This window comes from Rheinheimera sp., from assembly GCF_020217005.1.
GTDB lineage: Bacteria > Pseudomonadota > Gammaproteobacteria > Enterobacterales > Alteromonadaceae > Pararheinheimera.
The window spans coordinates 1-11,253 of the sequence record NZ_JAIWOI010000248.1 but is presented as its reverse complement, the minus strand read 5'-3'; the positions used below and the strand labels follow the sequence as shown (position 1 = coordinate 11,253).

The 11,253-nt window shown below is 47.0% G+C and carries 11 protein-coding genes; 8 read left to right on the top strand and 3 right to left on the bottom strand.

Annotation, left to right across the window (positions count from 1 at the left end; translation table 11 throughout):
• From LDL40_RS12150 to LDL40_RS12120, 7 genes are all read left to right on the top strand, one after another.
• A partial coding sequence (locus LDL40_RS12150) for a hypothetical protein (RefSeq protein ID WP_300995642.1) occupies window positions 1–201 on the top strand: 201 nt, incomplete at its 5' end.
• A gap of 130 nt (window positions 202–331) precedes the next feature.
• Window positions 332–544, top strand: a complete 213-nt coding sequence (gene rpmE, locus LDL40_RS12145) for a 50S ribosomal protein L31 (RefSeq protein ID WP_082335827.1) — start codon at window positions 332–334, stop codon at window positions 542–544.
• 400 nt (window positions 545–944) lie between these two features.
• Window positions 945–4,208 carry a winged helix-turn-helix domain-containing protein gene (locus LDL40_RS12140; protein WP_300995641.1) on the top strand — a complete coding sequence of 1,088 codons (3,264 nt, stop codon included), beginning with the start codon at window positions 945–947 and terminating at the stop codon, window positions 4,206–4,208.
• A gap of 34 nt (window positions 4,209–4,242) precedes the next feature.
• Entirely contained in the window at window positions 4,243–4,629 is a 387-nt protein-coding gene (locus LDL40_RS12135) for a DP-EP family protein (protein ID WP_300995640.1), read from the top strand.
• Window positions 4,630–4,887: 258 nt separating this feature from the next.
• On the top strand, window positions 4,888–5,922 hold the full coding sequence (locus tag LDL40_RS12130; protein ID WP_300995638.1) for a sensor domain-containing diguanylate cyclase: 1,035 nt from the start codon (window positions 4,888–4,890) through the stop codon (window positions 5,920–5,922).
• Window positions 5,923–6,452: 530 nt separating this feature from the next.
• Window positions 6,453–7,022, top strand: coding sequence for a HutD family protein (locus LDL40_RS12125; RefSeq protein WP_300995636.1), 570 nt, complete (start codon window positions 6,453–6,455; stop codon window positions 7,020–7,022).
• Window positions 7,023–7,323: 301 nt separating this feature from the next.
• On the top strand, window positions 7,324–7,698 hold the full coding sequence (locus tag LDL40_RS12120; protein ID WP_046518367.1) for a rhodanese-like domain-containing protein: 375 nt from the start codon (window positions 7,324–7,326) through the stop codon (window positions 7,696–7,698).
• 71 nt (window positions 7,699–7,769) lie between these two features.
• Here the strand turns inward: LDL40_RS12120 and suhB are convergent, their stop codons facing one another.
• From suhB to LDL40_RS12105, 3 genes are all read right to left on the bottom strand, one after another.
• Window positions 7,770–8,573 carry an inositol-1-monophosphatase gene (gene suhB, locus LDL40_RS12115; protein WP_127020309.1) on the bottom strand — a complete coding sequence of 268 codons (804 nt, stop codon included), beginning with the start codon at window positions 8,571–8,573 and terminating at the stop codon, window positions 7,770–7,772.
• A 79-nt stretch (window positions 8,574–8,652) separates the two neighbouring features.
• On the bottom strand, window positions 8,653–9,165 hold the full coding sequence (locus tag LDL40_RS12110; protein WP_300995633.1) for a response regulator transcription factor: 513 nt from the start codon (window positions 9,163–9,165) through the stop codon (window positions 8,653–8,655).
• The gene (locus tag LDL40_RS12105) at window positions 9,162–10,442 is read right to left on the bottom strand and encodes an ATP-binding protein (RefSeq protein WP_300995632.1); all 1,281 of its coding nucleotides are present in this window, start codon (window positions 10,440–10,442) and stop codon (window positions 9,162–9,164) included. The genes LDL40_RS12110 and LDL40_RS12105 overlap by 4 nt, the downstream gene beginning before the upstream one ends.
• Window positions 10,443–10,868: 426 nt before the next feature.
• On the opposite strand from LDL40_RS12105, the gene sixA reads away from it, so the two are divergent.
• A partial coding sequence (gene sixA / locus LDL40_RS12100) for a phosphohistidine phosphatase SixA (RefSeq protein WP_300995631.1) occupies window positions 10,869–11,253 on the top strand: 385 nt, incomplete at its 3' end.

Sequence of the window (11,253 nt, the reverse complement as noted above, 5' to 3'; positions counted from 1 at the left end):
AGACAGGCTAACACCGCAGTGCAATCGCCCAGCGACTCCCTTCGGGCGGGGCTAAAAGCGCTTTATGCCGCGTTAACTGTTGTCGCTTTAGACCCACTAAAGCTTCCAACAGCTGCCTCGCCTAAAGCGCTTTTATCTCCCGCTGAATTCTGCATTTTGGGGTCACTTGGGTATATTATTCGCACACGGCAAAGCCATTAAAAATAAATCAGCCAATTTGTTGAAACTTTAAGCCTTAGCCATTAAACTACGCGCCCTAATTTAACTGAAATTGCGTATGGTGTCTGACAACAGTTGATCAGATAGCGATACGGCCTAACGAGGTAAACCCATGAAACCAAGTATCCACCCGGATTACAAAGAAATCACTGCAACTTGTACTTGCGGTAACTCTTTCAAAACTCACTCTACACTGTGCAAAGACATCCACTTGGACGTTTGCTCAGCTTGCCACCCATTCTACACTGGTAAGCAGAAAGTGTTAGACGTAGGCGGCCGTGTTGACCGCTTCAAAAAACGTTTCGCAGTACTGGGCGCCAAGTAATTTCAGGCATCAGTCAAAAAAGGCACCTAGGGTGCCTTTTTTACATTTTGCTGTCCTGCAAAATGTTCCGGCCAGTGGTCAGAGCCACTGGCGCTCATCCGGGTATTGCCAAACTGTTGGCAATACTAAAACCGGCTTCGCCCTCCGGGCCATCGTCGCTCCGCTCCAATGTTAAAAAACAGCAGGACAGCTGTTTTTCACAGCTTCAGCTGCCGTAGGCGAACATCATGGACGATGTGAGTGAAAAATCGTTCCTGACGATTTTTTTATTGCTCCTAACTCGAATGTTAGAATCAGCCAACGCCGCTACAGCTTCAAGTACGACGGGTAACAAATCAGTGCTTTTATAATAAAGCTCACAACTATATATTAAACATATAGTTAACTTCCGGTTGTGGTTATGAACGGTACTTTCTTTTTTGGCGAGTGGCAGGTGGACCCTAGTGCCAATACGCTCAGGCTTGGCAAACAGCTGATCCAGCTTGAACCTAAAGCTATGGATGTGCTGGTGCTGCTGTGCCAAAAGGCCGGAGAAGTACTAAGCAGCGACGAGATTGTAAGCATTTGCTGGCCTCAAACCGAAGTGGGCGATAACCCACTGCATAAAATTATCACCCAAATTCGCAAAGCCCTCGGCGACAGCGCCACCGCCTCTACTTATATTGAAACTATACGTAAACGTGGTTACCGCACCCTGGCTCAGGTGACTTTTCCGCTGGGGCAGGAAGAAAGCGCGACACCACAAAGCTGGCAGGGCGGTTCGCCTTTTCCGGGTTTACAGGCTTACGACGCCCGTTATGCCAAAGTGTTTTTTGGCCGTGGCAGCCAAATTGATACCTTATTGGAACGTATTGCGCAGCAAGTGCAATACGGCAGAGCTTTTTGTTTAGTCTTAGGCCCAAGCGGCTGCGGTAAATCCTCGTTAATCAATGCGGGCGTGATGCCAAATTTGATGCAAAACAGCGGCTATAACGGCGTTAAGGTAGAGTCGTACAGTAGTCTGGATTTAGCTGACCTAACCCCAGGCCAATTATTAATGCAACTGTCCAGTGCTTTGCTCGACTGGGAAGTAGCAGACCAGCCCGTATTTGACGGCTGTAGTGCAGAACAGCTGGCAGATAAATTACAACATCAGATGGACTGGGTGCTGCAAAGCTGCAAAAAGGCGCTGCAACACCAAAACGAAAGTAAATCCCGTTTTGCCATTTTTATTGACCGACTTGAAGTGCTGTTATCGTCGCCGCTGTTTAGCGAAGAAGAACGGCTGCTGTTTATCGACCGGATGGAACAACTGGCGACTTCAGGTTTAGTGCTGGTATTAAGTGCCTGTCGTAATGAGTTTTATCCTTTATTAGTTACTTACCCCAGTTTAATGGCAGGCAAAGCCCGTGGCGCGCATTTTGACTTAGCACCACCAAGCCGAGCCGATTTATTGCAGATGATCCGCTTACCTGCCATAGCCGCCAATTTAAGTTGGGACTTAGACCCAAATACCGCAGTGCCGCTGGATGAGCTGTTATGCAGCGAAGCCGCCAGCAACCCCGACGCTTTACCTATGCTGCAATACACTTTGCAGGAATTGTATTTACAGCGCAGCGACAGCAACCAGCTGCTGTTTTCTGTGTATAAAAACTTAGGCGGTATTGAAGGCGCTATAGGTAAAAATGCCGAGCAGGCCATAGCGCAGTTAAGCACAGCCGAAAAAGACAGTTTACCCAGGGTGCTCTCTTTACTGGTGACGTTACGCGAAGACGAACAGTCCATCACCAGCCGCACAGCACTCTGGCAACAACTACATAATGAGGCTGAGCGTACTTTGGTACAAGCCATGGTGGAACATCGTTTATTTGTCTCCCACCTGCACAATGCTGTGCCTTGTTTCAGTATTGCGCACGAAGCTTTATTAAGGCGCTGGCCACGCGCCACCAACTGGATAGCAGAACATCATCAAAGTTTAAGTGTAAAAAGCCGCTTGCAGCATTTAACCAAACGCTGGCTGGCCGAAGATAAACACAGCGCCTATTTATTGGCCGACGGCAAACCTTTGGCCGAAGCCCAGCAACTGGCGCAAAACGGCTTTTTTACGCTGGATGCCAACGAACAAGCTTTTATTTTGGCCTCAGGCAAAAGATCCAAACTAGTACGCACCAGCAGGCGTTTAACTTTTGCTTTACTCTGTGTGCTGACTTTCACTGCAGTATTAATGAGCTTCCGAAGTTTTGAAGCCGAAAAACAAGCACAGCAAAAACGTTTAGCCGCCGAAAGTTTATTAGGTTTTATGGTGGGGGATTTTGCCGATAAATTGCGCAGCATAGGTCGGATGGATTTACTCGACGGTATCAGCAATAAAGCGCTGGAGTATTTCAGCGACTTTTCTGATGCGGAAAAAGACCACTACCTAAGCACCCAGGCCCGTTTGCAACATGGCCAAACGCTGGAAGCTATGGGCGAAGTGGCTTATTCACGTGACAAAATTGATGAAGCCAAAACGGCTTTGTTAGCGGCAAGAGATAAACTAGCGCCAGTACTAGCTGAGCAGCCGGATAATTTAGAACTATTAAAAACCTTAGGCGCCAATGCCTTTTGGCTGGGGCAAATTCAGTACGATGCCAATAACTGGTTGGCCGTTAAACCAGAATTTGAGCTGTATTACAGCTATAGCCAGGCTATGTACAAAATAGCGCCCGACAGCGTAGATGCCTTAATGGAATTATCTTACGCCACTAATTCTTTAGGTTCTTTAGCGATGAATTTACAAGAGTTTGAACAAGCTACGGCTTTTTTTGATGAATCGTTAAATCTTAAATTATTGGCAAAAGCTAAAGATCCAGGCAATACCGCTTTGATTGCTGATATAGCTGATACCCGCTCCTGGTTAGCTCGGGCTGCTTCAGCTGAAGGGAATACCAATCAGGTTATAGCAATGCACTTACAGATACAGGCTGAGTTTGAAAGGATGAATAAAGAAGTTAAAGCCGATGCTTATTTACTGGATAGAATTTTCAGCAGCTATTCCATACTTGCTAGTATCTATAATTATCAGGGACTAACCAAGCAGGCATTTGCTAAGGTGTATCAAGCTCGCGGATTGTTGGAGCAAGCTGTATTACAAGATCCTGATAACAAAGGATGGCAAGGCAGTTTATTTCATCATAAGGTCATGTTAATGCGGCTCAATGCCAAGTTACATGACCAACGAATAAGTTATACTCCTGAATCTATAAAACTAGAGCTTGATGAAAAGAAAAATGTATTAGGTGGTGAAGAGCAATACCAGAGGATCTACGCTAACTGGTTACTTGAGTCTGCTCGTTATTATCAGGCAATAGGAAAATCAAAGAAAAGCGCAGATTTTACGTCTCAAGCTTTAGCTTTGTACCGGGAGTTTCACTCAGCTGATGCTGGCAATTCGAATTTAGCACTTGCTTTGGCTGAAACTGAACTGCTGCAAGCAATGCATTATAAAAACCAATTGCAGGATGATAAAAGTCAACAGTCCTGCGCTATGGCAAAAACTTTGCTGGAGCCTTTACTGCAAAAAGATAAAACACCTTATTATATCCAGCCTTATGCCAGAGCTTTAAGTTGTCTGAATAAATTAGAGCAGTATCCTGAAGTGCAGCAACTGCTGCTGAAATCAGCAATTGTGCTGAATGATTTTTAGAATTTTGTTATTTCACCCAAACCAAGGAAAACTTATGAACGCTACAAACTTAATTCAGGGCCCTGTTATTGAAGTCACGATCACATTAGATGCCAATCAGGAACCTAAAGTCACTTATCTGCAGGAGGGTGAAGTTTGCACTGGTAATGTGGTGGTAACTTGTGGCGAAGATATTACCTACAGACTGGTCAACTCCGCTGGTTATGCTTTTATGGGCGCAGGTTTTTTAACCCCTTATGACAATATTATTGACTCAGTACAGGTATCTGCAGATGGTCAGGAGCTGGTGCTGATGGATGAAGACAATGTACAGGGTACAACTAAGTTCCAACTAATATTTACGAATACTACGAATAGCCTGCTGTTACTAAGTCCTGACCCGCAAGTAATCAATAAAGAAATTAAACCGCCTAAATATTAATTCATAGACTTTTATTCAGGGGCATAAAGGTTGAAATTTGGTCAAATAAAGCTCCTTTAGCGTCTGAAATAATCAGCTACTCTTAGTGTTTAAAGCCCCATACGGGGCTTTTTAAGTTTTTAGATATAAATAATTTAATTTAAATTCAATGATTTAAATCAGAAGGTTGCCGGAAGGTTTGTTTTTTCCATAAGTTCTAAATTCATGCTCAGTAAACGCAGTAATGCGTCGGTACCAGGGCTTATGGAGCACAGACCTATGACAACTTCAGCACCATCTAAAAGATTATATTTAACCTCTGCAGTAAGTGAAGCGAGTGGCAGCCCAACTGAGCTCAACCCCTCGCTTTATAACCACAACGATGTTACCCGTGTAGATTTTTCTGGTGCTGGTGGTTATGCGGTTCCTCATCTTGAATCTTTACCTGCTTTGATTGAGTATTTGTCTGAAGCTGTGTTGGTGGTTAATGTCAGTGGCAGTATTGTGTGTATTAACAGCAAAGCGGCACAGTTTTTGGGCCATACCCAAGGCGCATTACGTGGGCATTGCTGGCCGGACTTTTTAGTCAAACGTTATCAGCCGCATTACCATAACCTGGTCGATATGGGCCGTCGTGGTGTGTTGTCATCGTTGCAGAATCCGGCTGAAATGGCCATTATTTGTGCCAATGGTAATGTCAAAGATATTGAACTGTCCTTATCTTATTTACCTTCAGACGACCCGCTGTTGGTGGTAGTAATACGCGATTTATCCAGTTACAAAGCTGAATTTTACAAATTGCATATGCTTGCCAGCACAGATCCACTGACGGCTTTAGCCAACAGACGTCACTTTGATGAACGACTGCAGCACTATTGGGAAGAGTGCAATAGAAATCAAAGCTCTGTCAGTGTGCTGATCATAGATGTTGATTACTTTAAACAGTTTAACGATCAATACGGTCATCTGCAGGGTGACGAATGTTTACGCCGTATTGCCGCTGCTATTTCGTTGGCTGTACCTCGTGGTCAGGGTTTAGCGGCCCGTTATGGCGGCGAAGAGTTTGCACTGATTCTGCCTTACCACGACGAAGCTATGGCCAAAGCCGTGGCGGTTAAAGTGCAGCATTATGTCAGTCAGTTGAAGTTCTCAGAACAAGGTTTGTCAGATGATACCTCTGTAACTGTCAGCCAGGGCATTGCCAGTGAAATAAACGGCCAGTTCCGCACCCCATTTGCCATGTTATGTGCGGCCGATACGGCTTTGTATCGCGCGAAATCAGAAGGCAGGAATTGCATTAGCAGTAGTTGCTGATTGCCCTGCGTTGTAGGGGCGGGGTTTATCCCCGCCCGTTAGATGGGTATAACAGGCGTTGGTGTCTGGAATTGCTGTTGCTTTGCTGGCGACCCTAAAGGTCGCCCCTACAGTGATTTGGGGCGGTCATTATTTTGGATGGGTCATTGTAGGGGCGGGGTTTACCCCCGCCCGTTAGATGGGCATAACAGGCGTTGGTGTCTGGAATTGCTGTTGCTTTGCGGGCGACCCTAAAGGTCGCCCCTACAGTGATTTGGGTTGGTCATTATTTTAGATGGGTCATTGTAGGGGCGGGGTTTATCTCCGCCCGTTAGATGGGTATTACAGGCGCTGGTGTCTGGAGTTTATGTTACTGCTTTGCGGGCGACCCTAAAGGTCGCCCCTACAAAAACAGTTGGTTTTGCTGCAACAAAGCCAGCTGTTCGTTTTACGCCTCGCTGCAAAGGGGCGTTTTTTATTTGTGTTGCTCTTTTGTCATCGCAGCAGAGCACCTAAGATAAGCCACTTTACATAGCTTTTAAGTTCTTCCTATGGCGCTCCAACTTATCTCCCCCAAGCAATGGCAAACTCAGGCCTGGAAAAATGGCGGTGGCATTACGCATCAGATCGCCCGTTCTGACGACCAAAGCGGCATGCGCTGGCGTGTTTCTATCGCCGAAGTCGCCAGCGACGGTGCTTTTTCCCGTTTTGAACAAACCGACCGAATTATTATGCTGCTGCAAGGCAATGGCTTTTGTTTGCATGGCGCTGAAGAGCAGCCCATAGTGTTGAATAAAGCTTTGCTGCCTTTCGCTTTTGCCGGTGAAACCGCCATTGACTGCACTTTAATAGCAGGGCCAGTGCGGGATTTTAATCTGATGACCAGGCGTGCTGATGTCAAAGCCAGTTTGCAGGTATTGTCTGTGACTGAACCTTTGTCGTTAACTCTGGCGAATGAATCTTTGTTATATCTGGCGTCTGGTCAGCTTCAGCTGAGTTTCAAAGAGCAGAGCTATCAACTGGAAGCTGGGCAAAGCTTGTTATGCACGGATGAGGTAGGGGCGTTGCAGATGAAAGCTAGTGTGGAGCCCTGTCGGTTGGTGTGGATTAGAATTTTGTAGTTCTGATTTGGTGGCAGTTTGCTACTGACTTAAAACGCTTTCGCCGTTGGCGAGCCACTTTCTTTTGCGTCGCCAAAAGAAAGTGGCGCAAAGCAGAAAAGTACAGGAGTACTTTTCAACAGCTGAAAGCTGGACCAAAGGTTGAATTACATGGATGTAATTCATAAAAGGCGACCTTGGCCACCCATTTTTGAACGGCTTGCGGCTAAGGGGGAAAAGAGGTAGCTTCGTTTTATATTGATGTAACTGAAGCTGCCACTGATTAAAAACAGTGGCTAAATGTAATTACAAGAAGGTTTTTATGTCCAAACAACATTCCCCGGGTTTTCTTGCTGTAGTCGACGATGCCAAAAGCAGGGTTAAAGAGCTGACTATTGCTGATTTGCAGCAGTTTCCAACCCCTTATGTGTTGGTGGATGTGCGGGAGGATTTAGAGTGGCTGGCAGGGCATTTGCCTGCTGCTATTCATTTGGGCAAAGGCGTGATTGAGCGCGATGTGGAAAAAGCAGTGCAGGATAAACAACAAACGCTGATTTTGTATTGTGGTGGTGGTTTTCGTTCGGCATTAGCGGCCGATATGTTGCAGAAAATGGGCTATCAGGATGTCTGGAGTTTAGCGGGTGGGTATACAGCCTGGGTCAATGCAGGTTTGCCTTTGACTAAGCCGCAAGTCTGATTTGAACATTGAGACGAAAATAAAGGGTCAGAGCACTTTTGCTGCGCAAATGTGATCTGACCCCAAGCGATTTATTTCAGTAGAGATTCAGTCAAATGTGGGCGCATGCCTTTTAACATGGCACCTAATACTTTTGGACTGGCTGCAACAATGTTGCCGCTGCGCAGGTAGTTGTTACCACCAGCGAAGTCGCTGATTAAGCCACCGGCTTCACGTAAAATCAGCTCGCCTGCGGCAAAATCCCACGGCTTTAAACCAATTTCCCAGAAACCATCAAAACGGCCTGCAGCGACATAACATAAATCCAGCGCTGCTGAACCAGTGCGACGTACGTCTGCAGCCTGAATCATCAGAGTTTTAAAAGTTTCGGTGTAAGCATCTAAATGATGTTTGTGTTTAAACGGGAAACCTGTCGCCAGAATAGCGCCGCCTAAATCAGGTAAATTGGTAGTACGGATACGACGACCATTGAGCTGAGCGCCTGCACCACGGGATGCAGTGAATACTTCGCCACGTAAGGGGTCAAAAACTACGGCCTGATCCAGTTTGCCCTGATGACGCAAAGCTATGGATACCGCAAAGTGAGGAATGCCTTTGATAAAGTTGGTGGTACCATCAAGCGGGTCGATGATCCACTGGTAATCGCTATTATTGTTGCCATATTCGCCGTTCTCTTCACCGATAATGTCGTGATCCGGGAATGACTTACGTAAAACATGCACTATGGCCTGTTCTGCTTCTTTATCGATGTTGGTCACAAAGTCATTGGTGCCTTTCTGAGTCGTCTGAACTAAGTCCATCTGACCACAAGCTTTAGCGATGACATTACCTGCGCTGCGGGCAGCACGAATTGCGATGTTTAACATCGGATGCATAGCGATTACCTTATTGTATAAAGAACAGTCAAAAGAGCGGCGCGTATTGTAGCCGCTGAGAAGAAAAAGTAAAGCGAATTCAGGGCCTGTGTTTTTGTAGTTTGCGCTGCAAGGTGCGTCTGTGCATGGCCAGTGCTTTGGCGGTTTGGGAGATATTGCCCTGGTGCTGTTCCAGAACCCGTTGAATATGCTCCCATTCCAGCTGATCGGTTGATAAAACCTCGGCTTCATTGACAGCTGTTGCGCTCGCTTGACCGCTTAAGGCCTGAGTTAAAGTCGCAAAATCGACTGGCTTGGTCAGGTAGTCGTCTGCTCCTGCTTTTACCGCTTGCACTGCTGTGGCTATGCTGGCGTAGCCTGTTAATAACACAATGCGGCATTTCGGCAGCTGCTGGCGTAGTGGCTGCACATAATCCAGGCCTGAGGCCACACCAAAACGTAAATCCAGCAGGTAACAGTCGGCTTGCTCTGCGATTAATAGCTCGGGGCTTATCACATCGTTATAGCTTTTCACCTGATGTCCCAGGCCTTCCAGCCGACGGCATAAGGTGCGGGTTAAAGTGACATCATCGTCCAGTAGCACCAGTTTCATTGTGCTTTATTACCAAAATAAATACGGGTTAACACGCCGCCATCGGTGCAGTTGCTGCGCTCGACTGTACCACCCAGACTGTCGATGGACACATTAGCGAGGAACTGGCCTAAACCTAAACCCTGTTCACTTGGTTGTGGCTTTTTGCCCAGTTGTGCCAGCTCTTTTTCTGATAAACCAGGGCCATAATCGCGAATTTGTAACTCCAGCTGGCCCTGCTTCTGTTGCATCGTCAGGCTTAATCTCGGCTCTTTATTGGCTAAGCTGGCGTCAGCTGCATTATCCAGAATATTAAACAAAGCGGCCGCCAGACTGATGCTGTCCGTCACTTTTAAAGGTGATTGGTCGCTTGCGAAGTGTTGTTCCATGCTGATTTCAGGCCGGCTCACCAGCCACAGCTGAATGCTGTGCTCAATAGCGTTATACAAAGGCTGGGATTGTACGTCACCTTTACGCAGTTGCTGGGCATTGCTGCGAAGTTTTTGCACTATTTGCTGGCACAACTGTAATTGCTGACGCAGATCGGTAGCTAAAGCGGCGTCCTGCTGTTGCTCTGTCAGCTCATCGGTCAGCAACACCAGGTTTTGTAGCGGCGTGGCTAAGTCATGAGCTGCGTTAGCGGCGTAGGTGGCCACAGCCAGTATTTGCTCATGCTGCAGCTGTTTTTGTTGCAGCTTGTTTAACTGCGCTGAAGTGCTGCGAATACGCTGGGTTTGGGCGCTGATAAACCAGCTGACGATAAAAGCGCTAAAGCTAAAAGCCCACCACATTTGGCTGATATGTTGGCTAAAAGGTTCTGTGCCCGCTGGTTCAGCACTATGATGCTGGTGCATGGCATGCACATCTGTGGTGAGTGGCACTTGCAGTAGCAGGCTGTAACAGCCAATAGCCAGTATCGCCATCAGGTAGCTCGGAATTGCAGAAAACAGTACCGCAGTAACAGCCACAGGCAGCAGTAATATGGCGACAAAACCATTACTGGCGCCTCCTGTCATCGCTAGCAGCGCTGTGATCATAAAGAGATCAATCAAAATGCTGATGGCAATAAAACGTTGCTCTGAGCCTTGCTGACCACGCCAGAGTTTAAGGCTGATATTGGTAAAGCAATGGACGGCAATGACAAAACACAGCAGGCTCCAGCTATGGATAGGGTACTCCAACAGATAACCTATCAGGCTGGCCAGAAGTTCTAAGGCAATCAAGACCCAGCGAAAACGCTGCAGTTGCTGAATGGGCTGAGCCGGGCTGGTATCTTTGCGGGCAAATATGCTGTTCATAGCGTCTCAAAAAAAGCGGCTGCAAAGCAGCCGTTGCAAAAAACTGACAGCCCAGAGTATAGGAGTGGGAACACCTTGTCATCTGGTGGAAGTCGGGATCATTGTCTGCTGCTTGTCTGTACTGCGCAATGTGGCAAAGTGTCGCAGTTGGTATGTTGGGCGGCTCAATTGGCCAAGAACCTAGTTGGCAATTACCCGGTTGATTGGCACTCGATACGGGCGGGGATAAACCCCGCCCCTACAATTTTCTATCTAAATATCAGTAGAGGTGACAGAAGATAGTTAGCCCCTATTGTGGGGGCGGCCTTTAGGGTCGCCCGCGACGCTGTCAAAAAAACAGCTACGTCAATGACAAAGGGGTAAGTCATATATCTGTAATAGATTCGCTATAGTCTGCCAGCATTTTCTGCACTAAAGGTGAAATTGATGAAAGCTGTACTTTATCTGATGCGCCACGCGACGGCAGATGTGCGAACTTCGCTGGTGGATGAAGCCGACCGTTGTCTGAATGAAAAGGGCAGATTACAGGCGCGCCGTGTGGCCGCTTTTATGCAAAAACAGGGCTTATTGCCCGATCGGATTTTTTGTAGTCCACAAACCAAAGCTGTGCAAACTGCGGCATTAGTGAGAAAAGATTCCGGGCTAAAAGTACAAGTCGAAGAGTGGCAATGCTTATTGCCCGATGTACCAGTGGCTGAAGCTAAAGCTCATTTGTTCAGCCAGTTACAGCAGGATGAAGCTGTGTTGCTGGTCGGGCATGAACCAGAATTGGCCCAGCTTGTGAATGAGTTGTTGGGGCTGGACAAAACCT

Coding starts and splice junctions, on each gene's coding strand:
- rpmE (WP_082335827.1), top strand. CDS start 332: ATGAAACCAAGTATCCACCCGGATTACAAAGAAATCACTGCAACTTGT.
- LDL40_RS12140 (WP_300995641.1), top strand. CDS start 945: ATGAACGGTACTTTCTTTTTTGGCGAGTGGCAGGTGGACCCTAGTGCC.
- LDL40_RS12125 (WP_300995636.1), top strand. CDS start 6,453: ATGGCGCTCCAACTTATCTCCCCCAAGCAATGGCAAACTCAGGCCTGG.
- LDL40_RS12120 (WP_046518367.1), top strand. CDS start 7,324: ATGTCCAAACAACATTCCCCGGGTTTTCTTGCTGTAGTCGACGATGCC.
- LDL40_RS12135 (WP_300995640.1), top strand. CDS start 4,243: ATGAACGCTACAAACTTAATTCAGGGCCCTGTTATTGAAGTCACGATC.
- LDL40_RS12110 (WP_300995633.1), bottom strand. CDS start 9,165: ATGAAACTGGTGCTACTGGACGATGATGTCACTTTAACCCGCACCTTA.
- LDL40_RS12105 (WP_300995632.1), bottom strand. CDS start 10,442: ATGAACAGCATATTTGCCCGCAAAGATACCAGCCCGGCTCAGCCCATT.
- LDL40_RS12130 (WP_300995638.1), top strand. CDS start 4,888: ATGACAACTTCAGCACCATCTAAAAGATTATATTTAACCTCTGCAGTA.
- suhB (WP_127020309.1), bottom strand. CDS start 8,573: ATGCATCCGATGTTAAACATCGCAATTCGTGCTGCCCGCAGCGCAGGT.